The following is a 26,008-nucleotide window of genomic DNA, read 5'->3' on the forward strand; positions in this document are numbered from 1 at the left end:
GTCCTCCGCGCCTCCAGCGGGAGCACGTACTTCGGCGGAAAGATCACGAGTACGACCTCCGGGTTTCCGGCGGCGGGATCTCGGCGCCCTTGTACTCCACGGGGATGCCGCCGAGCGGGTAGTCCTTGCGCTGCGGATGCCCTTCCCAGTCGTCGGGCATGAGGATGCGGGTCAGCGCGGGGTGGCCGTCGTAGACGATGCCGAACATGTCGTAGGCCTCGCGCTCGTGCCAGTCCGCCGTCGGGTAGACCTCCACGATGGACGGCACGTGCGGATCGTCGACGTCCATCGTGACCTCGAGGCGGATACGGCGCCGATAGGTCATCGACAGCAGGTGGTACACCGAGTGCAGCCGCTGCGGCACGTCCTCGCCGTAGTCCACACCGGACACCGAGCTGCACATCTCGAAGCGCAGCCCCTCGTCGTCACGCAGCACGCGGCACATCGCGACGAGGTGGTCGCGGTCGACGTAGAAGGTGATCTCACCGCGGTCGACGGTCACCTGCAGGACCGCCTCGGCCGGAATTCCGTTCTCCCCGAGCGCGGCGTAGAACTCGTCGGCGAAGTCGTCGAACCAGCCGCCGTAGGGACGTTCCGCGGGCGGGGGCGTGTACGCGGGCAGGCGCAGTCCGCCGTACCCCGACGTGTCACCGCTGCCGGAAACACCGAACATGCCCCTGCGCTCGTGACCGGCGACCACGCGGGCCGGTTCCGAACCCCACGGTTCGAGACCGGACTCGGCGCGTTCGGCGCTGGAGTTCTCCCCTCCGGTCCGGGGGTTCTGCGTGTCCTCGTCAGCCATGGCCTCGCCCTACTTCTTCGCGTACTTGATGGACGACGGGACGATCTCCGTCTCGGCACCGCTCTCGGCGCGCAGCTGCGCACGGCGGGCGTTGATCGGTTCGTCCTGCACCTTCGCGTGCAGCTTGAGAATCGCGTCGAGCAGCATCTCGGGCCGCGGCGGACAGCCGGGCAGGTACATGTCGACGGGCACGATGTGGTCGACGCCCTGCACGACCGCGTAGTTGTTGAACATGCCGCCGGACGAGGCGCACACGCCCATCGCGAGCACCCAGCGCGGCTCGGCCATCTGGTCGTAGATCTGCCGCAGGACCGGCGCCATCTTCTGCGTCACCCGGCCCGCGACGATCATCAGGTCGGCCTGCCGTGGCGTGGCGCTGAAGCGCTCCATGCCGAACCGCGCGAGGTCATACCGCGACCCGCCGCTGGTCATCATCTCGATGGCACAGCACGCGAGGCCGAACGTCGCCGGCCACATCGAGTTCTTGCGCGCCCAGTTGACGACGCCCTCAAGCGAGGCCAGCAGGATTCCGTTGGGGAGTTTCTCCTCAAGACCCATGGCGCATCAGTTCCAATCCAGGCCGCCGCGGCGCCACACGTAGAAGTCGGCGATGAAGAATGTCGCGATGAACAGCGCCACCGCGCCGAGACCCCACAACCCGAGCGCGTCCGCGGCGATGGCGTACGGGAAGAGGAAGACCATCTCGATGTCGAAGAGGATGAACAGCATCGCCGTGACGTAGTAGGCGACGGGCATCCGGCCCGCGCCGGCGACCGGCTGCGGCGACGGTTCGATCCCGCATTCGTAGGCGGCCGTCTTGGCCTTGTTGTAGCGACTGGGCCCGACGAGCGGGCCCAGCAGCACCGAGAAGACGCCGAATGCGGCCGCGAGAACGATCAGCAGCACGAGGGGCAGGTAGATCCCGATGTCGGCGGCCGCTTCCTGGGCCAGTACCTGCCCGCCGGCCAGCACCTGATCGGCCGGTGTCTCGGTGAGACCCGGGCCTGCCGGCGCGTGCTCGGCCGGAACCCGGGTCGCCGAAGCGAATCCGGCCGGCGCGAACGTGACGTTCACTGCGGGCACCATCCTTTCCGCGGCGTTGCGTTCGGACGTGTTGGGGCTGACGGTCCGCCGGCGGACGTGACCCGGGCTACGGCCCCGACCACGGCGTCGGCGGTGCAGATCACAGCGATCTGCGTGGTCGCGCGTGCGCCCTTCGTGGCACGTCACGCACTGACGTCGTGAAATCGTTCACAAGCACTCCGTCGTGGTTGTGAACCGCTTCACAAAGCATGGGGTCAGTGTAGGACGCGAGTCACACGCTGTCGCTAGCCCCCGCCACATCCCCGGCATATAAGGCAAACCTAAGTCGACGCCCTGCACAACGTCCGCCCCCATAGCCGCACCTGCCATCACCAGCACAAAAGGAACACCGACGGCAGCGGCCATGTCGATCATGGAAACGGACGTGATCTATCACACGTGTCACCCCTGCTCGCGAGTTCGCGGCGCGGGGCTCAGACAGTCGGTTCAGGCAGTCGGTGTGACGCGCGAGGCGGCCGCGATGATGCGGTCCACCACGTCGCCGCCCTTCGCGTCGTAGCAACCCGACAAGCCCTTGTAGACGAGCGGAATGATCGGGTTGACGCGCAGTCCGTACTTCGTTGCTGCGCGCATGACCTTCGGTTTGCCGATGAGCTTGGCGAACGTGTTGCCGAGCCGGTAGTAACCGCCCATCAGCTCGGCCACGGCACGCGGATAGCCGGCGAGCGCGCGTTCCCGCGACGGTCCCTCCGGCCGGGCCAGCGCCTGCACCACGTGCTCGGCCGCCAGCTGCGCGGACTCCATCGCGGCCGAGATGCCCTCGCCGTTGAACGGGCTGACCATGCCGCCCGCGTCACCGAGCAGCAGCAGCCCGTCCCGGTAGTGCGGCGTGCGGTTGAAGCCCATCGGCAACCCGGCGCCGCCGATCTTCCCGACGGCGTTCTCCTCGCGATAGCCCCATTCCTCGGGTGTGCCGTCGAGCCACGAGCGCAGCAGCTGCCGGTAGTCGATGTTGCGGAACGACTTCGACGTCGACAGCATGCCCAGCCCGACGTTGACCGTGCCGTCCCCGAGCGGGAAGGCCCACCCGTAGCCGGGCAGCAGCTTCGGGTTCGCCGGGTCCGCGCGGTCCCACAGCTCGAGGTGGCCTTCGATGTAGTCCTCGTTGTGGCGCGGGCTCTTGTAGTAGCGGCGGACGGCAACGCCCATCGGACGCTTGTCGCTCTTCTCGATGCCCACCGACAGCGCCAGCCGCGCCGACACTCCGTCGCACGCGAGCACGAGCGGGGCGCGATAGCTGACCGGCTGTTTGTCGGGACCCGCCTTGCCTTCCACACCGATCACGCGTCCGGTGCGTTCGTCGGTGAGTGCACCGGTGATCGTGGTCCGCTCCTGCAACCGCGCGCCCGCTTTGACCGCGGTCTGCGCGAGGAGTTCGTCGAAGTCGTGGCGGGTGCGCGCGACACCGTACGGTGGGTAGCTCGTCAGGTCCGGCCAGTCGAGCTGCAGGTGCAGGTCGCCGGTGATGATCCGCAGGCCCTTGCTGTACGTCCAGCCCGCCTCGGGGCTCATGTCCAGGCCGAGGTCGATCAGTTGCTTGACCCCACGCGGGGTCAGCCCGTCCCCGCAGACCTTGTCGCGGGGGAACGTGGTCTTCTCCAGCAGCAGCACGTCCACGCCCGCACGGGCGAGGTACGTGGCGACGGTCGATCCCGCGGGCCCTGCTCCGACGACGATGACCTCGGCATCCTGAGTCATGGTTCCAGTCTTACAGCCGTGCGGAGCACGGCGTTGAGGGGTTGGTGGTCGGGCGACGGGCGGGCCAGCCGTGCGGAGCACGGCATTGGGGGGTGGTGGTCGGGCGACGGCCGTGTCACCCCGGAAACCACAACGCGCAACACAGAACCCTGGAACCGCACCACGCGCCCCGGGAACCACGACACCGGCCCCGGGAACCGCGACACGGGCCCCGCAATGCTTAACACGAGTCCTGCCACGCAGGGGCCAGGTCGGGTTACGAGAGCTCCGGGAGCTGCTGCGACTCGGGTTTGCGGGCCCGGTGGATGGCGACGGCGCCGAACGTGAGGTTGAGCCATTCGACCTGCGTCCAGCCTGCCGAGGCGATGACCTCGCCGAGTGAGCGCTGGTCGTACCAGGTCAGCATCGATTCGGCGAGGTAGCCGTACGCCTCGGGGTTGGAGGCGGCGCGACGGCCGAGCCAGGTCAGCAGCCGCAGAACGATCTTCCGGTACACGAATCGGATCGGCGCGAACGTCGGCGTGGACACCTCGCAGATCACGAGCCTGCCACCGGGCTTGACGACCCGCATGATCTCGACGAGTGCGGCCTTGGTGTCGACGAAGTTGCGGAGCCCGAAGGAGATGGTCACGGCGTCGAAGGATTCGTCGGCGAACGGCAGGCGGAGCGCGTCCGCTGCGATCATCGGCAGGCCCCGGTCGCGGCCGTTGCGGAGCATCTCGAGGGAGAAGTCGGCCGCGACGCACCAGGCACCGTCGCGGGCGTACTCCTCGGTGGACACGCCGGTGCCCGCGGCCAGGTCGAGCACCCGCTCGCCTTCGCGTGCGTCCAGGGCTCCGGCCGTGGTGGTCCGCCAGCGCCGGTCGAAGCCGAACGTCATCACCGAGTTGGCACGGTCGTAGCCCGCGGCGACACCGTCGAACATGGCGGCGACCTCGCGAGGGTCCTTGTCCAGCGACGCACGAGACATGGTTCGAGAGTAGGGGGCCACGCGGAGCGTGTCTCCTTGGGTGGCGGTGGGAGACGGGCGGGCGTATGCGGCCACGCGGAGCGTGTCTCCTTGGGCGGTGGTGGGAGACGGGCGGGTCTGGGCCCGGGTTCTGGGGCGCGTGCGGCGTATCCGCCGAGCGCCCGTGGTCTACGGAGTGCGCGGCGGGATGCCGAGCAGGGCGGCGGCCAGATTGAGCGCGGTGTCGATCTCGGGCTCGGGCTTGCCGAGCAGCGGTGCGTAGAGGTGTGCGTCGCACATGCGGATGATGGCCTGTCCGAGGACGTCCGGTGGCAGCGTCAGTTCCAGCCTGCCCGCGGCGTGTTCCTGCGTCAGCAGCTCTGCGACCAGCCGCGTCGACGTGTGTTCGACGGGCCCCGGCATGAGCGCGACGCGGACGAACAGCAGCGGCTCCCGCTTCGACAGCGCTTGCAGCGGCGCCGCGTCGGACACGGCGCGCATGAACCGCCCCAGCACGGCGAGAACGCGGTCGGCTCCGGTTTCGGCCGCGGCGACCCGGGCGGCCGTGCGCTGAAACGTGAGCTCGGTCTGTTCGGCCAGCACGGTGGCGATGAGTTCTTCGCGGTTGCCGACCAGCCGGTAGAGCGTGGATCGGCCGATGCCGAGCTCGGTGGCGAGTGCGGACATGTCCAGCGGTGAGCAGGCCAAGTAGTGACGCGTCGCGGCGTCGACGACAGCGCGTCGGCTCAGCTGGGTGCCGAGGCGTGCGCCCGACCGGTTCTGCAGGTCGCTCATGGAGCGAGTATGGGACAAACCTTGACTGTGTGTCACTGCCAGGACAAACTTGCCGACTGTCCCGCTGTGATCCGCGATACATGATCCGCGGTGCATCGTGCGCTTCAACGAGGAGGCATTCAGATGACGGAGGTCCCGAGCGTCCGCGGTCCGGTACCCGTCGATCGGCTGGGGAACACGCTCATGCACGAGCACGTGTTCGTGCTGGGCGAGGAGATGCGGCAGAACTACCCGAACTATCCGAACCGCTGGGACGAGGACCGCCGGGTCGCGGACGCGGTCGACAAACTGCAGCAGTGCAGGTCCCGCGGAATCGACACGATCGTCGACCCGACCGTGATCGGCCTCGGCCGTTACATCCCACGCATTCAGCGGATCAACGAGCAGGTCGACATCAACATCATCGCCGCGACCGGCTTGTACACCTACAACGACGTCCCGTTCCAGTTCCACTACACCGGTCCGGGGCTGCTGTTCGACCGGCCGGAGCCGATGGTCGAGCTGTTCGTGACCGACATTCGCGAGGGAATCGCCGAAACACGGGTCAAGGCGGGGCTGTTGAAGTGCGCAATCGAGGAGCAGGGCCTGACCCCGGGCGTGGAACGCGTGATGCGGGCGGTCGGGCAGGCACACGTCGAGACGGGCGTGCCGATCACCGTGCACACCAACGTCCACACGCAGTCGGGGCTGGTCGCGCAGAAGGTGCTCGCCGAGGAGGGCGTGGACCTGAGCAAGGTCGTCATCGGGCACTCGGGCGACAGCACCGACCTGGACTACCTGTGCGCGCTGGCCGACGCCGGGTCGTATCTCGGCATGGACCGATTCGGACTGGATGTGCTGCTGCCGTTCGAACAGCGCGTCGACACCGTGGCCGAACTCGCCAAGCGCGGCTATGCCGAGAAGATGGTGCTCTCGCACGACGCGTCGTGCTTCATCGACTGGTTCTCCGAGGAGGCGAAGGCGGAGACGGTCCCCAACTGGATCTACACGCACATCAGCGACGACGTGCTGCCGGCGCTGCGTGAGCGCGGGGTCACCGACGAACAGATCGACACGATGCTGGTGCGGAATCCGCGGCGGTACTTCGAATGAGCCCGTCGGACGAGATTCGCACGAGGCGCGCGCGACCGTACGAGACGTGGACGACGCGGGATCGCGACGGCGTCGCCGGCAGTGTCGGGTTCTGATCGAGGAGGGACAGCGACGATGACTACCCGTCCGGCAGTGATCGAGATTCCACGCAGCCACAACCCGTTCCCGACCGACGGTGTGTCGCGGCGCGACGGTGAGCCGCACTACGACGACCTGCCGGCGACCCTGCTCGACCTGCTCAGGGCGCAGGTCGACACGCGCCCGGACAGCGAGGCCGTGGTGGAGCTGGGCGCGGAGCGGCTGACCTACCGGCAGTTGTGGGACCGCGCATCCCGCGTGTCCGGAGGACTGCGGGCGCGCGGTGTCGGCCCGGGTGACCGCGTGGCGGTTCGCTACGCGGCAGGCACGAACTGGGTGCTGGCGTTCTGGGGAGCGGTGATGGCGGGCGCCGTGGCGGTCGCTGTCAACACGCGTTCGGCGCAGCCGGAGGTCGACTTCATCCTGTCCGACTCCGGAACGGCGGTGGACCTCGCAAGCGATGTGCCGCTGCCGGACGGCGAACCGTACGTCACCGAGTATGCGACGGCCGACGCCGTGGCCGCGTTGTTCTACACCTCCGGCACGACCGGCAAGCCCAAGGGAGTGCCCACCACACACGAGGCGTTCGTGACCAACGCCGAGAACATGGCTCGCGGCCTCGGCGTCCCACGCGACGTGGGCGAGGAACTGCGGACGCTGATCTCGGTGCCGCTGTTCCACGTGACGGGCTGCAACTCGCAGTTGCTGACCGCCGTCCACCTCGGCGGCACCGCGGTCATCATGCCGTCGCTGGACGTCGGGGAGCTGATCTCCGCCGTGTCGGAGGAACGCATCTCGCTGCTGGTCACCGTGCCAGCGGTGTACGCGTTGGCGCTGCGGCACGATGCGTTCGCCGGCGCGGACGTCTCGGGCGTGCGCTGGGTCGGTTACGGCGGTGCGCCGATCGAACCCTCGCTGGTGGCCTCGCTCAAGCGGGCGTTCCCCGGCGCGCAGGTGTTCAACGGGTACGGCATGACCGAGACGGCGTCGCTCATGACGGTCCTGCCCGATCACGAAGCGGTGGATCACGCCGACTCGGTGGGGTACGCGGTCCCATCGGTCCGACTGGGCATCGCACCCGTCGGCGACGACCCCACGGTGGGCGAACTGGTGGTGCGCGGCGCCAACGTGACCCGTGGCTACTGGAATCGCCCCGAAGCCGATGCGGCGACCATTGTGGACGGTTGGCTGCACACCGGCGACGTCGTCCGAGTCGACGACGCGGGACGCGTGCACATCGTCGACCGGATCAAGGACATCATCAACCGGGGCGGCGAGAACATCTCCAGCATCGAGGTCGAGGCCGCGCTGGCGGCCGCACCCGGCGTCGCCGAGGCCGCCGTGGTCGCCGTGGCCGACGAGGTGATGGGTGAGAAGGTCGGCGCGGTGATCCACGGCAGCGGTGAGCGGGTCGACGTCGACGCGGTCATCGAACACTGCCGCGAGCAGCTGGCCGAGTTCAAGATCCCGCAATACGTGGTGGTCTCCGACCAGCCGTTGCCGCGGAACCCCGGCGGCAAGCTGATCAAGGACCGGTTGCGCAAGGACGTCGAATGGGGCGATCCCCTGCCGTGACGTCCCCGAGGACCGTGGCACGGACCCGGCGGGCACCGCCGCCGAGGTCCGACCTCCCGGTCAGGGCAGCGACTGCCAGGTCGCCAGGAACGTTTTCGTCAACGTGCCGGCATCGCCCGGCAGGCAGTGGAGTCCACCGCCGGGGTCGGCGAACGTGACGACACGTCCCCGATCCCGGATGTCGATGACGGTGAACGGTTTACTGCTGCGGTAGCGGCCGTCGGACATGCGGCCCCCGACGTACACCTGGTGCACGCCCAGCCGCGGTGCCTTCATCGCGTCCTCGAGCTGCTTTTCCGGGCTCTGTTTCGCGGCGAACATGTCGTGGTTCTCGTCGCGCTGCGCGAAATCCTGTTTCGTGGTGTGCAGCGGTGGGATCGACGCGGGCCGGAATTCGGGAAGCTCGGAGAGAAAACCGTCGATCAGGTCGTTCTCGCCGGCGGTCGCGAGCGTCACCAGGTCACCGTCCACTTGCACCCCGACGGTCACGCCACCGCCGGACGCGGCGGCGAACCGGACTTTCCCGCGGGCGGTTTCGCTGTAGCAGTACAGGTCGCGGATCGGTGAATTGAGCACCCGCAGTGCGACGCGGAATTCCCGGGTGGGCGTTTCACCCTCGGCGAGTCCCAGTTCTTCCAGCACGCGGAAGCATTCGCGGTTCGTCTCGCCCGTGAGACCCATGGGCACGTACTTCGTGCGCGCGCCGATAACCGGGTGGGTGTCGCCGAGCCCTTCGAGTTCCCACACGCGCAGCAGGGTCTCCCGCCGAATCACGACGGGGCGGTGCAATACGGCCATGCCGGGTCACTCGCCGATGGTGGGCGGGGTGACGACGTGGCCCGTGACCGGGTCGCGCAGTACCTCGCCCTCGTCGGTCAGTGTGAACGCCTCGTCGGTGTCGGCGAGGTACTTGCGCTGGTGTTCCTCGTCGTCGCCGCCCTGGCCGCCGCGGCCCGCGCCGCCCATGCCGCCCATCATTCCGCCACCACGACCACCGGCGCCGGCACCCGAACCGCCGCCCGCGGCGGCCGCCCCGCCGGAACCGGTCGGGCCGAAGCCGCCGGGGGACGCGCCGGTCATCTTGCCCGACCCCGGTGCCGCACCAGAGCCGGGCGCGCCGCCGCCACCTCCGGCGCCTGCGCCGGAGTAGCCACCCGCGCCACCGGAATAGCCGCCCGCGCGTCCCATGCCGGGCGCCGAGAACCGTCCGCCCGCGCCTCCGCTCGACGAACCGCCGGGGCCGAAACCGGTGTTGCCCGGCGCACCGCCGGGGGCGTTCGGGGACGGATAGTTCGCCGCGGGCGGGGTCACCGTGCTCGGCGGCGTGTAGCCGGAGGTGCCGGTGTTGTCGTTCGGCGAGTTCGGGCCGGTCGGCGACTGGTATCCGCCACCGGGCGGGACGGACGTGCCACCCCGCTCCGGACCACCGCCGACCGAACCGTCGTAACCGCCGGGACGACTCGTGTCGCCGCCTTCACCGGAGCCCGGAATGTCGATGACTCCCGAGCCCGAGTCGGAGCCGGAGTCGGAGTCGGAGCGGCCACGCTCCATGGACCCGAAGTCGCCGCCGAGGTCCTTCATCTGCCCGAAGTCGGCCTGCATGTCGTAGGCGGACCGGTGGATATTGCCCTCGTAGCCGGAGTACATCGACCGGGCGGCCTCGACGTCGGCCTTGTACTTGTTGGCCGCGTCCTCGGCGTCGGTGTCCCATGGCGTGATGGTGTCCCAGGCGCCCGTCTCGGGCTCCTTGGCCGGCACGTCTGGAAGCCGGTTCTTGATGTCCTCGAACTGCCCCGAGTTCGTTCCGAGGAATTCGGAGTCACGCTGGTAGATGTCGGCCGCGTCCTGCGTCACCTTGATGCTGGAACCGATGGCTTGCGAGGCGGCGTCGGCGCCTTCCCCGGACCAGGAGCTCTCCAGCGCCTGGAGCATCTCCCGCCCCGCGTTGGCGGCCTCCTCGTTGCCGGCTGCGACGCCGAACATCTCCTCGGCCGTGGTCTGCCACTTCGCCGCGTCCCCCTCGCGGACACGGCGCACCAGCTCGTGCAGGTCCATCGACCCGGAGAACGGGTTGACCTGCTCCAGCAGGATCTTCGCCTTCTGGTCGGCCAACTCGTCCTGGGGTCCGAACAACTTCCCCATCGTGTTCCCCCTGTGCCCCGCAGTCCTGCTACGTCCCGCGGCAATCCTCACTACGCGGCATCATGCCAGATTCGTACGGTTCAGGCTTTCGCCTTCAGATTGCCCACGACCCGATCCATCACGGTGCGCGCAGCCTCGCACGGATCGTCGCCTTGTTCAGCGCCCTTGGTGCCGATGGTCAAGGTCATGACTACGGCGTACTCATCGGCCAAACCGACGACCGTCGAGCACGCGCGATTCTCGTCGTTATCCCAGTACTGCACCGAGGGAAGACCCCCGATTGGATCAATCTCCGCGAAGTGGTCCACCTTCGGCCTGCCATTGGCGTACACCGCGCTCAGCCCCTGGCCGCCTCTGACGTCGTAGTTCAACGTGAACCCCGCCTGGGTGTCCTGGTTCGACCAGCTACATCCCGGCCCCAACCTCGAAGAATCGGCGTTTTTACTCGTGACAGCGTCGCCTAGGAGCTCCTTGGCTTGGGTGTTCGTGAGCGCCTCGGCACACGCATCACCACTGAGAACCGATCTTGGCAGCGGGTTCGCGACGGCAGGCGCACCGCTATGAGGCAATTCCTGGCCATCATCCGCAGGACTACTAGGAGCCGCGGACGCCGTCGACCCCGCCTGGCTGGACGGCTGCGGCTGTGCCTGGCCGTCGGACTCGCCACCCGAACACGCCGTCGCCGCCATCGCAACTACAGCCAGAACGGCAGCCTTGACCAGGTACCTCAATCGATCAGCCCTCCACCCGACTTCTTCGCGTCCTTGCCGGCCTGTTCGTCCACCTCGTTGTACACGTCGAGCGCCTTCTGCAGCTTTTCCGCAATGTCCCGGTAGCGCTGCCACTGGGCTTTCATACTTTCGGAACCCAGCTCGAACATGCCGGTCGCGACCGACTGGAACGCTTCGCTACCCGGATCGTTGGCGGGCGGCTCGCTGTACACCAAGTTTTTGGCCTTCTCGTGCTGCTCCCGCATCTGTGTCGAGATCCACTTGGCTTTGCGGACCATGCCTTCGGCGGTCTCCGGGTCCATCATGAATCCACCGGCGACCGCTCCCGAGGTCACTGCGCCCATCGCCCAGCCGTCGGCGGTCGCGGTGCCCTTGGCGCCCTTGACCGCGAAAGTCGCTTGATCCCAGAAACCGGCGCCGTCTTTGGTGCTGCCGCTCGCACTGGCTTCGGCGCCGGCGAACGCAGCGGCGCCCACGTTGTCGCCCTCGGCCATGACGGACCCTCCCCCGTTGTTCACCTCAGGTCGTGCGGCGGCCCAGCGTAACGGAACGCTGACCGACCGGGGCCGAAATACCGGATATCGCGACCGGAACCACACGGGCCGCGTACCCACCTGCCGTACCTTCGACGGCTGTTCCGGAGGCACGTTCCGCGGCGCGGCCCGCACCACTCGATCAGCCCACCAGTCGGACCACCGCTCAGACCACCGGTCGCGCCTCACGCGGAGGTCAGGACACGCAGCATGCCGTCGACGGAGCGGGGCCAGGTGAACTCCTCGGCCCGTGCCCTCGCCAGCCGTCTGCGCACCGGCTCCGGGCTGCCGAGCAGGCCGGTCACCGCGCCCGCGAACGCGCAGGCGCGGTCGGCCACGGCGGCGCCGCAGCCCGGTTCGACGATCTCCCGCAGCGCCGACGACTCGGACACGACCACCGGCGTGCCGGACGCCAACGCCTCCAGCGCGGCCAGCCCGAACGTCTCGTGTGGCCCCGGCGCGAGCGACACGTCGGCGCTCGCCAGCAGCCGCGCCACGTCGTCGCGCCGCGGGAGGTGACCGAGGAACCGCACGGGCAGCCCGCGCGCACGGCGTTCCAGGGCTCGCCGCCGCGGACCGTCCCCCGCGATCACCAGCCGCACGTTCTCCCCCGACTCGGTCAGCTCGGCCACCGTGTCCACGCTGCGTTCCACGTGCTTCTCGGGGGACAGGCGTCCGCAGTGGACGATGAGCGCGTCGGCGCCCGCCGCCAGGTCGCGCCGCCATTCGCCGTCCCGCCGGTCCGGGGTGAACGTGGCCAGGTCGACGCCGAGCGGCACGCGCCGCACGTTCGGTGCGCCGATGCGGTCGAACTCGCCGCGCGCGAACGTCGTGGTGCACACGACGGTGTCGTAGTGACGCGCCATGCGACGGTTCGCGGCGTCGGCGACCCGCTCGGCCAGCGGCCGCGGCAGCAGGAACTGTTGCAGCAGGCGGTCGAGTCGTTCGTGTGAGATCACCACGCTCGGCACCTGGTGCTCCCGTGCCCACGCGCCCATGCCGCGCAACGTCAACCGGTCCGACACCTCCAGCAGGTCCGGCTGGAGCTGTCGCAGCAGCGTACGCACCCGCAGCGGATCGACGGCCCGGTAGCCGCCGGTGCCCGGGATCCGCGGTGCGGGCAGCGTCAGCCTGCGCACCCCGTTCGGCAGCGTCGTGTCGTCGTGGCCCGGCCCCGGCACGACGAGCGTCACGCGATGTCCACTGGCGACGTAGCCCGCGCCGAGGTGGTGCAACGCCGTGCGCAGGCCGCCGGAGCGTGGCCCGTAGAAGTTGGCGAGCTGGACGATGTGACTCGACCCTACCGCTGCGAATTCCCGGCAGCTGCCACCGGCCACGACCACGCGCATCCCCGGGCGGCCCTCACGCGGCTCGCAGGATCTGGCCGCGAACCGCGTCGTAATGGCCCGTCAGTTTCCGGCAGACGGCGGGCCACGTGCGGCCGAGCACCGCGGCCCGGCCCGCCTCGCCGAGCCGGGTGCGCTGCCGCCGATCCCGCAGGTCGTCGATCGCGCCGGGCAGCACGCGGGTGAACGCGCCGTGGTCGGGAGGGAGCAGATACCCCGTTCGGCCGTGGTCGACGAGGTCGCGCGGGCCGCCCGCCGCGGGCGCGATCACGGGCAGGCCGGAGGCCATCGCCTCCTGCACGGTCTGGCAGAACGTCTCGTGCGGTCCGGTGTGGACGAACACGTCGAGGCTCGCGTAGATGCGGGCGAGCTCGTCGCCGTACCGCACCCCGAGGAACGCCGCATCGGGCAGCGCCTCCCGCAGCGACTCGTGCTCGGGCCCGTCCCCGACGATCACCACCCGCACCCCGGGAACGTCCGCCAGCGCGGTCAGCCTGCCGACCTCCTTCTCCGGGGCGAGCCTGCCGACGAAGCCGACGAGCAGTTCGCCGCCGGGTGCCAGCTCGGCGCGCAGGCCGGGGTCGCCGTGGGCCGGGTCGAACCGTTCGACGTCGACGCCCCTGCCCCAGCGGTGCACCCGCGGCACGCCGTGCAGCCGCAGCTGGTGCGCCGAATCCGACGACGGCGCCAGCGTGCGGTCGGCCCGCGAGTGCAGCCTGCGCACCCACCGCCACGCCGCCCTGGCGCCGAGCCCGAGGCCGTACGCCTCGGCGAACCCGGGAATGTCGGTCTGGTACACCGCCACCGTCGGCACGCCGAGCCTGCGGGCGGCCGCCAGCCCCCGCGCGCCCACCACGAACGGCGAAGCCAGATGCACCACGTCCGGGCCGAAGGCCGCCAGCGCCGTCAGCACGGTTCGGGTGGGAACGCCCACCGGCAACGTGTTGACCACGGGCAGGTCCACCGCGGGCACCCGCACCACGGGCGCACCGCAGTACTCCTCCGGTCCGGCACCCGGTGCGACAACCAGCACGTCGTCACCGCGGGCCGTCAGGTACTCCACGACCCGCAGCACGGAGTTGGTCACGCCGTTCACCTGCGGCAGGAAGCTCTCGGTGACGATGGCAACGCGCACGGCCCCAGCGTCGCCTGCCCCGACGGCCGTCCCACTACCCGCGCGTAACGCGCCGTGGAACGGTCGCCGAACACTGTCGCCGGCGCCGTATCCCCAGGGTGCCGCCGTCGCGAGGGGAGCGAGCAGTCGCGAGGGGAAGATTCGGGGCGTTCAACGCCCCCAAGGGCACCCTCGTGGCGTTCAACGCCACCAAGGTGCCCTTGGGGGCTCCCGCGGGAGCTCCCCACACCCTTCCCCCGGTCGAGTCGTCGTCGGATCGCGAGCGGGGTGTCATCTGCACGTCGCATGCAGGACACTCGCGGCCGCCACATTGAAGCGGCATGACCCTCTCGTCCCGAACGCTGCGCCCGGTCGACCCCGGCCTGCTCTCCCAGGCTCTGGAGGTGGCGGGCAGGCTCGCCACCGATGCCACCGACGTGATCACCGCGACGGCGGGCCGCGGCGCACGGCCGACCACGAAGGAATCGCCGTTCGACTGGGTCACCGACACCGACCGCACCCTGGAACGGCACACCCGGCGGGTGCTGGCGGCGGAGTTTCCCGACATCCCCGTGGTCGGCGAGGAGTACGGCGACGACACGGGATCGGAGGACGCCGAGTACCGCTGGGTGGTCGATCCGGTGGACGGCACCGCCAACTATGTGGCGGGCATCCCGTGGTGTTCCTACAGTCTCGCGCTGGTCGACGCGGACGGCCCGGTCGTCGGCGTGGTGGCGGATCCGTACCGCGGACAGATCTACACCGCGGGACGCGGACGTGGGGCACGCGCCAACGGCTCGCTCGTGCGGGTGCCGGGACGCACCCGCACGGCGGGGTCGATCGTGTGCACGGAGCTGAGCGGCGGCAGTGCGTGGCCGGGCCTGTCAGGGTTCCTGGAGAGCGCCGCGGCCGCGCACACGGGCACGCGCGTGCTCGGCTCGTCGGCGCTGGCCGTCACCCAGGTCGCGCTCGGCCACGCGGTCGCCGCGGTGCTGCACGGGTACCGCGAATGGGACGTCGCGGGCGCGCTGGGGGTGGCCGTGGAGGCGGGCGCCGTGGTGCTCGACCGCCGCGGCAGCGGTGCGACCCTGCCGCTCGACGGGGTGCTCGTGGCGGCACCGGATGTGGCCGACGAGGTCCTCTCCTGGTGGTCGGGCTGCCAGGGCTGACGGCCCGCCGGGCCGGAGCGTGCCCGGCGCTGCAGGCGGGGACCGGTGTAACAGGATCGAGAGCGACAGGCCGGGACTGACGAGGTCAGGCGGGGGCGGGTTTGCGGCGGCGGCGCGGCATGATCCGGCCGCCCGCCTGCCGCCGGAGGAACCACAGCAGCGGCCCGGCGACCAGCCAGGTGAACAGCGCCGTCGTGCCCGTCGGCAGCAGCGTGAGCACCCACGTGCGGCCCGCGACCTTCACCAGGTCCGGTTCCGTGGTGTCGTACTCGACGCGCACGAGCTGTCCCTGGCTCAGCCCCTGCGGGTACAGCACGCCGAGGTCGGGGTTGTGCGATTCGCCGTCGGGGGTGTCGAAGCGGATGAGGGTGCGGTCCCAGGTGACCTGTTCGACCTGCGCGACCGCGGCCCCGTGGTTCTCGGCGATGTCCCGGTCATTGACCCACGCGCCCGCGGACAGGACGGCGCATTCGAGTGTGATCAGCAGCGCGAGCCCGAGCACGGCCCACGCGCCGATGCGCCACGCGCGTTGCCTGCGCGGATCGGAAGGGGTCACGGCACGTGATCCTAGTTCTCCCGCCAGCCCGTCTTCCTCCACCACCCACGCCGAGAGACGACCACCACCGGCTCGACACCCACCGGGGCCACGCGGCCCCGACGTCGGGCAGCGACGGCGGCCGTGGGCGCACCTGGTGGTTGCCCCCAGAGGCACTTTGGTTGCGTTGAATGCAACCAAAGTGCCCTTGGGGGCGCCCTGCCGCATGCCCGGTCGGCGTTCCACAGGTCGTTGCACCCGCGGTACCGGCTCAGCGGGAGACGGCCGCCGTCACCGCTTCCCGCAACGCGGCGTGCAGATCGCGGTGACGGCTGCGGTCGGCTCGCACCTCGATGACCCGCAGGCCCGGTTCGGGGGCCAGCGCGGCGCGGAACTGCTCGAGGTCGTCCGCCGTGCGGTGGGGCACGCCGTACGCGGCGCACAGTGCGGCGAGGTCGGCACCGTGCGGGGTGCCGAAGATCCGCTCGAACCCGTCGCGGTGTTCCGGCGCGCCCTGTTCGAGCAGCGAGAAGATGCCGCCGCCGTCGTCGTTCACGACGATGATCGCCAGGTCGGGGCGGTCCTCGGCGGGGCCGAGGAGCAGGCCGTTGCTGTCGTGCAGGAACGTCAGATCACCGAGCAGCGCGTACGACGGCCCGCGGTGCACGCAGGCGGCGCCGATGGCGGTGGACACGGTGCCGTCGATGCCCGCGACTCCGCGGTTGCGGTGCACCAGCACGTCCGGTCGCCTGCCGCCGACAAGCGCGACATCGCGTGCCGGGTTCGACGAACCCACCACGAGCAGCGAATCCCGCGGCAGGCCGTGCACCAGTTCCTGGGCGACCCGCAGCCCGCTGGGCCACGGCTCCCGGCCCAGGGTGTCGCGGACCGCCTCGACAGCCGCCGCGTCCGCGCACTGCCAGCGCGCGAGCCACTCCGGGTCGGACGGTTTCGTCGGCGCGTCGAACCACTGCCCCACCTGGCGCACGTTGTGAGCGGGCGCCGGCCAGTCCGAATCGGGACGGACGAGCAGCACCTCGACGGCCGGGTCCGACAGCAGCCGCTGCACCTGGCGGAACACCGTCGGCCTGCCGATGCACAGCACCTGTTCCGGTTTGTGCTCGGCGAGGAACTCCTCGACGCCGAGCAGCCACGGACCGCCCGGGATGGCCGTGTCACCGCCCAGGCCGAGCCCGCCGGTCTCCGACAACACGGGCCAGCCGTGTTCGGCCGCCCATTCGCTCGCGGCGTGCACCCCGGCGTCACAGGCGATCACCAGCCCCTGCCGCGCCGACGGCACGACGAAGGACGGCAGGGCGCCGTACTCGGGCAATTCGGTCCACCGCGCGCCGCGGGGCCTGCCGTCCAGCGGTTCGTACCACTCGGCGCCGCCCGCGACACCGCCCGCCGCGCCGCCACCGCCGTCGTCGGCGTCGGGCACGAGCGGTTCGCGGAACGGCACGTTCAGGTGGACCGGACCGCACCGCCACTCGCCGTACGCCGCGTTCCAGGCGCGGCAGATCTGACTGCGCCAGTAGGCGTTCTGCCCGGCGCGGCGTTCGGCCACGGCGAGTTCGTCGAAGTAGCGCACCGCGCCGCCGTAGAGGTGCTGCTGGTCGATGACCTGGTTGGCACCGGCCGCGCGCAGTTCCGGCGGGCGGTCGGCGGTGAGCACGATCAGTGGCACCCCGGCGCGGTCGGCCTCGAGCACCGCGGGATGGAAGTTGGCCGCGGCCGTACCGGAGGTGCACACGAGGGCGACGGGACGTCCGGTGCGGGCGGCGATCCCCAGCGCGAGGAATCCGGCGCCGCGTTCGTCGATGCGCACGTGCAGCGTCAGCTTGCCCGCGGCCTCGGCGTCGGACAGCGCCAGCGACAGCGGTGCGTTGCGCGATCCGGGACACAGCACGACGTGCGACACGGTGTTGCGCACCAGCTCGTCGACGATGACCCTCGCCTGTGCGGTGGAAGGGTTCACGTGCGAGCCCCCTCGGCTGTACGGGTGGAACGGCCTATTGTCCCAGGCGTGCATGACACCCAGGTATCCGAACTGTTCGACCCGGCTTCGTGGACACCCGTCGAAGGGTTCGACTTCACCGACATCACCTACCACCGTTCCACCGAGAGCCGCTCGGGCAAGCACGTCGTCCGGGTGGCGTTCGACCGCCCGGACGTGCGGAACGCCTTCCGCCCGCACACCGTCGACGAGCTGTACCGCGCGCTGGAGGACGCCCGGACCAGCTCCGACGTCGGTTGTGTACTCATCACGGGCAACGGCCCGTCGCCCAAGGACGGCGGCTGGGCGTTCTGCTCCGGTGGTGACCAGCGTATTCGGGGCCGGGCCGGGTATCAGTACGCGAGCGGGGAGACGTCCGACACGGTCGACCCGGCGCGCGCGGGCCGGCTGCACATCCTCGAGGTGCAGCGGCTGATCCGATTCATGCCGAAGGTCGTCATCGCCGTCGTTCCCGGCTGGGCCGCGGGCGGCGGGCACTCGCTGCACGTGGTGTGCGACCTCACACTCGCCTCGACCGAACACGGCCGGTTCAAGCAGACCGACGCCGACGTCGGGTCGTTCGACGGCGGGTTCGGCTCGGCGTACCTGGCGCGGCAGGTCGGACAGAAGAAGGCACGGGAGATCTTCTTCCTCGGCGAGGCGTACTCCGCGGACGATGCAGAGGCGATGGGCGCGATCAACAAGGCCGTGCCGCACGCCGAGCTCGAGTCGACCGCCCTGCGGTGGGGGCTGAAGGTGCTCGGCAAGTCGCCCACGGCCCAGCGCATGCTCAAGTACTCGTTCAATCTGATCGACGACGGTCTCGTCGGTCAGCAGCTGTTCGCCGGCGAGACGACACGGTTGGCGTACATGCAGGACGAGGCGGTCGAAGGCCGGGACGCGTTCCTCGAGAAGCGCGACCCCGACTGGACCGACCACCCGTACTACTACTGACGCGCGGGCTCACCGTTCACCCGGCACGGGCGGTGCCGGGTGAACACGGTCCGCAGCGGCGCGGCCTACGCTGGTGCGGTGCAGGTCGTGTTCACGGACGGTTCGCCCGCATCGGTCGCAGCGCTCGACGAGGCGTTGTGCAGCGCACTCGACGGCGGCGAGACGTTGCTGCCGCTGGACCCGCGCAGTCCGAGAGCCGAGAGCCTGCGCGAGGCCATGGCCCCCGGCGAACCGGTCGAACCGGACACCGCGGTGATCATCCCCACGTCCGGGTCGACGGGCGAGGCGAAGGGCGTACTGCTGTCGGCGTCGGCGCTGCTGGCTTCGGCGCGCGCCACGCACGCCAGGCTCGGTGGCCCCGGCCGCTGGCTGCTCGCCACTCCCGCGAACTACGTCGGAGGACTACAGGTCCTCACGCGCGCACAGCTCGCGGGCTGCCCGCCGACGACACTGGACATCGCGGGCGGCTTCCGCCCCGACGCCTTCGTTGCCGCGACCGACGAACTGCTCGGCGCGCCCGGCCCGCACTCCGAAGGGCCGTACTACACCGCACTCGTGCCGACCCAGCTCGCCCGGCTGCTCGCCGCGGGCCCCGACGCCGTGCACGCCGCCGCGGCCTACGACGCGATCGTCCTCGGCGGCGCCCGGCTCGACGACGAACTGGCCCGGCGCGCGGCGGACGCGGGCGTGCGGGCCGTGTCGTCGTACGGCATGAGCGAGACGGCCAGCGGCTGCGTCTACGACGGGTTCCCGCTGGAAGGCGTGTCCGTCCGGCTGGGCGACGGCGACCGCATCGAGCTCTCGGGCGCGACGCTGAGCCACGGTTACCGCATGCGCCCCGACCTCACCGCGCACGCGTTCACCGCCGACGGGTGGCTGCGCACCAGCGACGTCGGCTCGTTCCACGACGACGGCGCCCTCGTCGTCCTCGGCCGGGTCGACGACATGCTCAACACCGGCGGTGTGAAGGTGCCCGCGGCCGGTGTCGAGGCGGCGCTGACGGCCCACCCGGAGGTCCGCGCAGCCTGTGTCGTGGCGCTGCCGGACCCCGAATGGGGACAGCGGATCGCGGCCGTGATCGTGCCGGAACCCCGCGAGCCGGGCCCCGCCCAGCCGGCAGCCGGTGATGAGGCGCCCGGCGACCGGACTGGCCGTGCGCAGCCGCGCGACGATCTCGACGAGCAGCTGCGTGCGCTCGTCCGCGAACGCCTCGGCCGTGCCGCCGTGCCGAAGCTGCTGCGGCAGCTGCCGGAACTGCCGCTGATCGGCCCGGGCAAGGTCGATCGTGCCGCCGTCCGCGCCGTCTTCGACGACTGAACCGACTGGAGCGCTACGGCTTCCGGATGCTCGTCGACCCTGCCGACCGCTCGCTGTCCTCCGGCCCGCTCGACGACGGGCCGCTCGGGAAGGCGCATCAGAGTCGGCTGGGGACGTCGGGAACGCGGATTCGCGCTGCGTGAGGTCGGACGATCATGACCGTACGCGCCGGACGGCGTTCCAGCAGAGTTGGCGATGGCCGGGCTGAGGGAGGGCGCTGAATTGCCCCCAAGGGCACTTTGGTTGCGTTGAATGCAACCAAAGTGCCCTTGGGGGCAACAACCCGCCTGCCGACGGCGGCGCACACGGCTCGCGAAAGAATGCGGACATGGCGACAGTCGCACAGTGGATCGAAGGCGCACGTCCGCGCACGCTGCCCAACGCCGTCGCACCCGTCCTGGCCGGCGCCGGCGCGGCGGCGCAGCTGGGGGCGTTCTCGTGGTGGCGGACCCTGCTGGCTCTGCTGGTCGCGCTGGCTCTGATCATCGGCGTGAACTACGCCAACGACTACTCCGACGGCGTGCGCGGCACCGACGCCGACCGCGTCGGCCCGCTGCGGCTGGTCGGTTCGGGCGCGGCACTGCCGATCCAGGTGCTGACGGCCGCCGTGGCCTGCCTCGGGGCGGCCGCGGTGTTCGGCCTGGCCCTGGTGATCGCGACGGGGCACTGGCGCCTCCTACTGCTGGGTGGCATGTGCCTGGCCGCGGCGTGGTTCTACACCGGCGGGCGCAGCCCGTACGGCTACAAGGGCTTCGGCGAGGTCACCGTGTTCGTGTTCTTCGGCCTGGCCGCCGTGCTGGGCACCGTGTACGTCCAGGCGTCCACGGTGAGTTGGGAGGCGCTGGGATGCGCGGTCGCGGTGGGGGCGCTGTCGTCGGCGGTGCTGGTGGCCAACAACCTGCGCGACATTCCGACCGACACCGAGTCGGGCAAGCGGACCCTGGCGGTGCTGCTCGGGGACACGCGTTCGCGCTGGCTGTACGTCGCGTTGGCCGCGGTGTCGGTCGTGGTGACGGTGGCTCTCGGGCTGGCGCATCCGCTGGCGTTCATCGCGCTGGCTGCCGTGTTGCTGTTGGTCAACCCGGTCCGGGTGGTCGCTGGTGGCCGCACCGGTCTGGACCTGGTCCCGGTGCTGCGCGATACGGGTCTGGCGATGTTGGCGTGGGCCGTCCTCGCCGGAGGGGCCCTCGCTTTCGCGTGAGCTCGCCGCCTTCGGGGCGGCACGGACCGGCCGGGATCGGTTCGTCCCAGCCGCTCCTCCCTTAGCCACTCCGCGCGCACCCACCCGGCCTCGACGTCGGCCGCCACCCGGTTGTGAATGCGGTATAATAAGCGGCACGGTTGAAAACGCCAGCCGGCTCACTACCCATTGCGGGTGGCCGCTGGCGATCTCGTACTAGATGTTCGGACGGCCCAGTGCTCGAGGGGCCCAGTGCTCGGACGGCCCAGCACTCCGACGGCCCAGTGTTCGAACGTTCCAGTGTTCGAACGGCCCTGTTTTCGGACGACCGGCTCCGCGGCTGCCTGCCAAGGTATCCGAAGGGAGACTTGTTGTCCGTATCCATCTCGGGAGGAAACGCCTCGTTTCCGCAGTCGGCCGGCTCGTCGGTGCCGCCCGCTGTTGACTCCGAACCCCGTGGCCGGGACGTAGTCCGTCTCGAAGGAGAGATCGACCAACTCTCCGTCACGGCAGCTGCCGACACGATCTTCAGCCGTCTCGACGAAGCGGCCGGCCCACTGGTCGTCGACCTGAGCGCCGTCAGCTTCCTGTGCGTCGACGGTCTGCGCATACTCTCGCAGGCCGCCGACCGTGCACCGTTGCTGGGCATCGAATTGCGCGTAGTCTCGGGCGGTGCGCGTGCGGTCGAGCGCGGACTACGCGCTGCGCAGCTCGAGCACCTGCTCGCGGACGACTCGTCCTCCGACAGCACGACCGCACAGAGCAGCAGCAGTACGGCGGTGGCTGGAGGACCACGAGGATGAACGCACCGGACAGCGCGAACGGAGAATCCGCTCCGACGACTGTCGCCGACATGGTCGCGGGACTGGGGACGCTGCCCAGGATCATGCTCAGCACCGACGCGATCGACGAGGTGATCTGGAAGACCGCCACGCTCGCCGTCCGAGCGGCCGACGACGTCGACGCGTGCGGGGTGACGGTCGTGCGCGACGGTGGGCCGATCTCCATACTCCGCGCCGAGGCCGAGTACTCCGATTTGGAGGAGCTGCAGTACTCCGCGGAGGACGGCCCGGCGATGCAGGCGATGCGTGATCGGGAACCCGTCCTCGTCACTGACATGGACAGCGAACACCGCTGGGGTGACTACCCGGGCCGGGCGGCCGCACGGGGCGTCGGATCGTCGATGTCCATCCCGCTGATCGCCGGCGACCAGGTACTCGGCTCGCTCAATTTCTACGCCAAGCGCGACGAGGTGTTCGGCCCGTCGTTCATTCTCGGTCAGCTCGTCGCCGACCTGGCCGCGAGCGCATTGTGGTGCCTGCTCAAGCACGCCGACAAGCAGGAACTGGGTGACCAGCTCGAACAGGTCCTCACCTCTCGTGAAGTCATCGACCAGGCCAAAGGAATCCTCATCGCGCAACAGGGTTGCGATGCCGACGGCGCTTTCAAGCTGCTGCGGCAAGCCAGCCAGAACCGCAACGTCAAACTCCGCGACATTGCCGCCGAGGTCGTCCGCAGCCAGACACAGCAACGCTGATGTGCCCGGCAGCGGCGCCGACGCGGCCGTGTTCGCCGCCCGGCTCCGCGACATGCCGGCGCCAGGCGAGGCCCGGGCCCGGCGTCGCCGCCGGCGTGTGTCGGTTACCGCCGCCGGTCCGCTGACCGGAGCCGACGGCGGTGACCGCTACTTCTCGTCCTGCTCGCGCCGTTCGCGGGTTTCGCTCTCGGCGGCCCGCTGCCGGGCCTGCTCGGCCTCGGCCTCCTTGCGCTCGGCCTCCTGCTGTGCCTGTCCCTTCTCCCGCTGTTGCTGCCCCTCGCGTTCCAGCGAGTCCTGGCCCGCCACGGTGCCCGCCGCTTGCTTGAGGCGGCCCTTCACGGATTCGACGGCACCTTTGATGCCGTCGGCCTGGTCGCGGTCACGGTTCTCCACCATGATCGATACTCCTTTCGTCGGGCCGGACGCCGCTCGACGCCCGGTGGGTCAGCGATCGGCGCTCGCGGCAACAGCCGAGACAGACCTCGACGTGTCGCTGCTCTCTCCGCAGCACCCCGCGCCGCGGAGAGCGGAATTCCACACGGACGTCAACCGGACGTCTGCTCGGGCCGCTGGGGCACGGCCCTAGCCACCTCGTCGCCGTTTCCGTAGTCGCGCTCGGGCAGTGCACGCAATGCCCGCAGGGTCCGTGGATCGGCGTCACGTTCCTGGGCGTAGGCCACGAGGGTTTCCTTGTCGGCCGGAAACTGCACGCCTTGAATGGCCTTGCGTACCCGGCGGTCGTCTGCATCGGTCATCGACCCTCCTCTTGTCGGTGTCGGTGTCGGTGTCGGTTGCGGTGTCGGGCAGTGGGCTGACGTCGCAGTGCTCGACGAATTCCGGACGTACGAATCCCTCCTATCCGCGTAGTGATCCCTTCCACAGCAATGATCCTTTTCGGACTCATCGCGAAACGACACGATCACGGCATTCGAGAAACGCTGGGGTATTCCGTAACCGCAGGGATTCCGTAGTCGCAGGGAGTCCGCAGCCGCTCGGGCCGGCGGCCCGACAGCGTGAACCGCTGCCGTAGTGCGATCGCGTTCCCGTCCACAGCAGACGAGTGTGTGCGCTGTCCGGCGCACCACTGCAGGAAGCTGCTACCCGGAGACCAGGGCTCGGACACGGATAAGAGATCGGACACGGATAAGAGACGAGCGCAGGTACAGTATCGCAATCAGAAAACGCGACCGTACGGCGAACGTCCTCCGTCTTCCGAAAACCTCCGCCAGCTGGCCGCGAAGCATTCAACTGACGCGCCGTTGTCCATAGATTACCACCGGAAATCGGTGGTGCAACCCGCTGCCACGCTCGCACCGCTGTCGATCGCCATGCAGCCGACTCGGCGCAATCCCTGGCACGACTCCGCAGAGGCGTAGCGCTCCAGCTGCCGTCGAAGATCCGGACAGTCCAGTTCGGACGGTGATGCCGACCCGACAGGGACGCCCGCGAACGCCTTCTTGACGAAGGCGACCACATCACCCGGAGACGGAAGCAGTGGGGCGCCGCGATAACTCAAGGCGAGCACTGTGGCCGCACCACCGTATTCGACACCGACTGCCCAACCGTGGCTCGCATTCCACACCAGCGCGGCATCGCGGTCCGGTACCCACGGCAGTCGGTTTTCCAGGGCCACGTAGGCGCGCGCTCCGACATCGAGCTCACACCAGGTCGACTCCGGGCCGAGTCCGAGACCCGCCGCCACCGCGTGGATGTATCTGCGCAATCCCCATTCAGCGCGGGGTTCCATCGACGCGCTCCTCTCCAGCACATCGATGACGGGACCCCGGGAGCTCCACCTGAGCCGAACCGAACGGTATCCCGCATCGATACTGTTCCGATCCAGCTGGTGTTCCACTGGTGGATTCGAGATTACCCGATTCCGCGTATCGCTCCCACGATCCACTCAGCGCGTTGTCGACGTAGCGCGCTCGCTTGTCGGCATCTACCCGTGAATCGATCGGCCGGGTTCGGCGGTTCCGGCGGGCGACGAGGACCGCGACACCACCGGTCATTCCCTGCACGCCGGAGGACCCGTCGCGCCAGAGGCGCGAATGCTTTACGGTCGGAGTTAGATCCCCGCGCGGTCGAAGCGTGCGCCGCGCACCGCGGGACCCGGCACATCCGGCACGTCCGACAAGCCCGGCACATCCGATAAGCCCGGTGCGGTGCGGTCCGCGAGCCCGGCCAGGTCGTGACGCCCGGACGGTGAGCACAACTCCCGATGCGCACGGCACTGCCGATGCGCCACTTCCCGCGATGTCCGATCGACGTTTGCATACGCCCTTTCTCGGGTACCAATCGGCCCTGACACGTATGGAGGCTCGCATGAGGTTGGCCGCGCTGCGGCACGTGTACGAACAACCCGGACCGTTCGCCACGGTCTACCTGGAGGGCCGCTCCCCTGCGGAGGACGCCAGAGAGCAGACGCGGCTGCGTTGGCGCGAGTTGCGCGAGCGGCTGCATTCCCAGGGTGCGGCGGAGAGTGCGCTCGAGGCACTCGACGACGCACTGGCGGCCGCGCTCTCCGGGGAAGAACAGGCAAACGGGAGAATACTGGTCGCGAACGAGGACGGCGTCACGTTGCACGCGCGCTGGGACGCGGCACTCGGAACCGGCGACGGCGCCGTCTGGCAACAGCTTCCCGACCTGGGTTCCTACGTGCGCGAGCACGCACGTGCGATTCGGGAACTCGTGGTCACGGCAAGCCAGAAGGGCGCAACGGTGCGCCAATTGGTGATCGCGGAACAGCACGAACCACGTGAAGTACGTGCCGACGACATCGAGGGCAGCGCCTACGAACAAGTGCACAAGCCGCGGGGCCAAGGCGAATCGCACGGCCGGATCCAGCGCCGTGCCGACGAAGCGGCCAGTCAGAACGCGAAGGACGTCGTCGAGCGGCTGCGCAAGATCAGCTCGAACTTCCAACCGCACGCCCTCGTGCTGGCCGGGGAAACCCAGGGCCGCCAGGCAATCCGCGCCGAACTGCCCGACGAACTCGGCGACATTCTGTCCGAAACGGACCGTGGCGGTGACGGCGCCAAGGAGTCCGACAGTGCGCTCACCGACGAACTCCTTGCCATCGCCGAGAGGACGAGCGAACACAACGCCAGTCAGCGCAGCGAGCAATGGCAGGCGGCGTTGGCACACGAGCTCGCCGCACAGGGCGCACAGTCCGTCGCGCGCGCGGCTGAAATGGGCGCGGTCGAGACACTCCTGCTCGAACCCGGCAGGGAGGCCACCCGCGAGGCGTTCCTACTGAAGACCTGCAGCGACACCGACGCAGCCGTCGACCTGGTGGCCACGGGCACCGAGCTCGACGCGGGCGTGGGCGCGATCCTGCGCTACCCCGTCAACTTCTGAC

26 protein-coding genes are annotated in these 26,008 nt (G+C 69.9%); 9 read left to right on the forward strand and 17 right to left on the reverse strand.

Features of this window, described 5'->3' with window-relative positions; translation table 11 throughout:
• Nucleotides 1–43: 43 nt before the first annotated feature.
• The 6 genes from FB384_RS05800 to FB384_RS05825 form a co-directional block, all read right to left on the reverse strand.
• Nucleotides 44–802: an NADH-quinone oxidoreductase subunit C gene (locus FB384_RS05800; RefSeq protein ID WP_183779871.1), complete on the reverse strand. Its 759-nt coding sequence runs from the start codon at nt 800–802 to the stop codon at nt 44–46.
• A 9-nt stretch (nt 803–811) separates the two neighbouring features.
• Complete coding sequence (locus tag FB384_RS05805) at nt 812–1,360, reverse strand: NuoB/complex I 20 kDa subunit family protein (protein WP_183779873.1); 549 nt, start codon at nt 1,358–1,360, stop codon at nt 812–814.
• Nucleotides 1,361–1,366: 6 nt separating this feature from the next.
• Nucleotides 1,367–1,774, reverse strand: a complete 408-nt coding sequence (locus FB384_RS05810; RefSeq protein WP_258938053.1) for an NADH-quinone oxidoreductase subunit A — start codon at nt 1,772–1,774, stop codon at nt 1,367–1,369.
• A gap of 558 nt (nt 1,775–2,332) precedes the next feature.
• A complete protein-coding gene (locus FB384_RS05815; RefSeq protein WP_183779878.1) occupies nt 2,333–3,604 on the reverse strand; it encodes a geranylgeranyl reductase family protein in 1,272 nt (423 codons plus the stop codon).
• 256 nt (nt 3,605–3,860) lie between these two features.
• Entirely contained in the window at nt 3,861–4,574 is a 714-nt protein-coding gene (locus tag FB384_RS05820) for a class I SAM-dependent methyltransferase (protein ID WP_183779880.1), read from the reverse strand.
• Between the two features lie 168 nt (nt 4,575–4,742).
• Nucleotides 4,743–5,348 (reverse strand): QsdR family transcriptional regulator, encoded by a 606-nt coding sequence (locus tag FB384_RS05825; RefSeq protein ID WP_183779883.1) that lies wholly within the window; start codon nt 5,346–5,348, stop codon nt 4,743–4,745.
• A gap of 123 nt (nt 5,349–5,471) precedes the next feature.
• Between FB384_RS05825 and FB384_RS05830 the strand changes: the two genes are divergently transcribed.
• Nucleotides 5,472–6,440, forward strand: a complete 969-nt coding sequence (locus FB384_RS05830; RefSeq protein WP_183779885.1) for a phosphotriesterase family protein — start codon at nt 5,472–5,474, stop codon at nt 6,438–6,440.
• 132 nt (nt 6,441–6,572) lie between these two features.
• The gene (locus FB384_RS05835) at nt 6,573–8,093 is read left to right on the forward strand and encodes a class I adenylate-forming enzyme family protein (RefSeq protein ID WP_183779888.1); all 1,521 of its coding nucleotides are present in this window, start codon (nt 6,573–6,575) and stop codon (nt 8,091–8,093) included.
• A gap of 60 nt (nt 8,094–8,153) precedes the next feature.
• On the opposite strand, the gene FB384_RS05840 is transcribed toward FB384_RS05835, so the two are convergent.
• The 6 genes from FB384_RS05840 to FB384_RS05865 form a co-directional block, all read right to left on the reverse strand.
• On the reverse strand, nt 8,154–8,891 hold the full coding sequence (locus FB384_RS05840) for an ESX secretion-associated protein EspG (protein WP_183779891.1): 738 nt from the start codon (nt 8,889–8,891) through the stop codon (nt 8,154–8,156).
• A 6-nt stretch (nt 8,892–8,897) separates the two neighbouring features.
• Nucleotides 8,898–10,235: a hypothetical protein gene (locus tag FB384_RS27055; RefSeq protein ID WP_183779894.1), complete on the reverse strand. Its 1,338-nt coding sequence runs from the start codon at nt 10,233–10,235 to the stop codon at nt 8,898–8,900.
• A gap of 80 nt (nt 10,236–10,315) precedes the next feature.
• Nucleotides 10,316–10,924, reverse strand: coding sequence for a DUF3558 domain-containing protein (locus tag FB384_RS05850; protein WP_228726209.1), 609 nt, complete (start codon nt 10,922–10,924; stop codon nt 10,316–10,318).
• A 38-nt stretch (nt 10,925–10,962) separates the two neighbouring features.
• Nucleotides 10,963–11,460 (reverse strand): hypothetical protein, encoded by a 498-nt coding sequence (locus FB384_RS05855; RefSeq protein WP_183779898.1) that lies wholly within the window; start codon nt 11,458–11,460, stop codon nt 10,963–10,965.
• A 224-nt stretch (nt 11,461–11,684) separates the two neighbouring features.
• Nucleotides 11,685–12,836, reverse strand: a complete 1,152-nt coding sequence (locus FB384_RS05860; protein WP_323985131.1) for a glycosyltransferase — start codon at nt 12,834–12,836, stop codon at nt 11,685–11,687.
• 25 nt (nt 12,837–12,861) lie between these two features.
• Nucleotides 12,862–13,980 carry a glycosyltransferase family 4 protein gene (locus FB384_RS05865; protein WP_183779903.1) on the reverse strand — a complete coding sequence of 373 codons (1,119 nt, stop codon included), beginning with the start codon at nt 13,978–13,980 and terminating at the stop codon, nt 12,862–12,864.
• 320 nt (nt 13,981–14,300) lie between these two features.
• Here FB384_RS05865 and FB384_RS05870 point away from each other — a divergent pair, with 320 nt between their 5' ends.
• Nucleotides 14,301–15,128 carry an inositol monophosphatase family protein gene (locus tag FB384_RS05870; RefSeq protein WP_183779905.1) on the forward strand — a complete coding sequence of 276 codons (828 nt, stop codon included), beginning with the start codon at nt 14,301–14,303 and terminating at the stop codon, nt 15,126–15,128.
• Between the two features lie 85 nt (nt 15,129–15,213).
• Here FB384_RS05870 and FB384_RS05875 read toward each other — a convergent pair whose 3' ends face one another.
• Both FB384_RS05875 and menD read right to left on the reverse strand, forming a co-directional pair.
• Nucleotides 15,214–15,684: a DUF3592 domain-containing protein gene (locus tag FB384_RS05875; RefSeq protein ID WP_183779907.1), complete on the reverse strand. Its 471-nt coding sequence runs from the start codon at nt 15,682–15,684 to the stop codon at nt 15,214–15,216.
• A gap of 250 nt (nt 15,685–15,934) precedes the next feature.
• On the reverse strand, nt 15,935–17,641 hold the full coding sequence (gene menD / locus FB384_RS05880; protein ID WP_183779909.1) for a 2-succinyl-5-enolpyruvyl-6-hydroxy-3-cyclohexene-1-carboxylic-acid synthase: 1,707 nt from the start codon (nt 17,639–17,641) through the stop codon (nt 15,935–15,937).
• 48 nt (nt 17,642–17,689) lie between these two features.
• On the opposite strand from menD, the gene FB384_RS05885 reads away from it, so the two are divergent.
• The 5 genes from FB384_RS05885 (at nt 17,690) to FB384_RS05905 (ending at nt 22,647) form a co-directional block, all read left to right on the forward strand.
• Nucleotides 17,690–18,613 (forward strand): 1,4-dihydroxy-2-naphthoyl-CoA synthase, encoded by a 924-nt coding sequence (locus FB384_RS05885; protein ID WP_183779912.1) that lies wholly within the window; start codon nt 17,690–17,692, stop codon nt 18,611–18,613.
• A gap of 78 nt (nt 18,614–18,691) precedes the next feature.
• The gene (locus FB384_RS05890) at nt 18,692–19,930 is read left to right on the forward strand and encodes an AMP-binding protein (protein WP_183779914.1); all 1,239 of its coding nucleotides are present in this window, start codon (nt 18,692–18,694) and stop codon (nt 19,928–19,930) included.
• A 328-nt stretch (nt 19,931–20,258) separates the two neighbouring features.
• A complete protein-coding gene (locus FB384_RS05895; protein ID WP_183779916.1) occupies nt 20,259–21,131 on the forward strand; it encodes a 1,4-dihydroxy-2-naphthoate polyprenyltransferase in 873 nt (290 codons plus the stop codon).
• 350 nt (nt 21,132–21,481) lie between these two features.
• Nucleotides 21,482–21,913, forward strand: coding sequence for an STAS domain-containing protein (locus tag FB384_RS05900; RefSeq protein ID WP_183779917.1), 432 nt, complete (start codon nt 21,482–21,484; stop codon nt 21,911–21,913).
• Nucleotides 21,910–22,647, forward strand: a complete 738-nt coding sequence (locus FB384_RS05905) for a GAF and ANTAR domain-containing protein (RefSeq protein WP_183779919.1) — start codon at nt 21,910–21,912, stop codon at nt 22,645–22,647. The genes FB384_RS05900 and FB384_RS05905 overlap by 4 nt, the downstream gene beginning before the upstream one ends.
• Before the next feature lie 147 nt (nt 22,648–22,794).
• Here FB384_RS05905 and mbp1 read toward each other — a convergent pair whose 3' ends face one another.
• The 3 genes from mbp1 to FB384_RS05920 all read right to left on the reverse strand — a co-directional run bounded on the left by mbp1 (nt 22,795) and on the right by FB384_RS05920 (nt 24,394).
• On the reverse strand, nt 22,795–23,043 hold the full coding sequence (mbp1, locus tag FB384_RS05910) for a microaggregate-binding protein 1 (protein ID WP_183779921.1): 249 nt from the start codon (nt 23,041–23,043) through the stop codon (nt 22,795–22,797).
• Between the two features lie 149 nt (nt 23,044–23,192).
• Nucleotides 23,193–23,402 carry a DUF2795 domain-containing protein gene (locus FB384_RS05915; protein ID WP_183779923.1) on the reverse strand — a complete coding sequence of 70 codons (210 nt, stop codon included), beginning with the start codon at nt 23,400–23,402 and terminating at the stop codon, nt 23,193–23,195.
• A gap of 515 nt (nt 23,403–23,917) precedes the next feature.
• Nucleotides 23,918–24,394, reverse strand: coding sequence for a DUF6292 family protein (locus FB384_RS05920; RefSeq protein WP_183779925.1), 477 nt, complete (start codon nt 24,392–24,394; stop codon nt 23,918–23,920).
• Between the two features lie 578 nt (nt 24,395–24,972).
• Between FB384_RS05920 and FB384_RS05925 the strand changes: the two genes are divergently transcribed.
• Nucleotides 24,973–26,007: a baeRF2 domain-containing protein gene (locus tag FB384_RS05925; RefSeq protein ID WP_183779927.1), complete on the forward strand. Its 1,035-nt coding sequence runs from the start codon at nt 24,973–24,975 to the stop codon at nt 26,005–26,007.
• The last annotated feature ends 1 nt before the right edge of the window (nt 26,008 follow it).

Origin of the sequence: Prauserella sediminis (assembly GCF_014195435.1) — a bacterium.
Classification (GTDB): Bacteria; Actinomycetota; Actinomycetes; order Mycobacteriales; family Pseudonocardiaceae; genus Prauserella; species Prauserella salsuginis.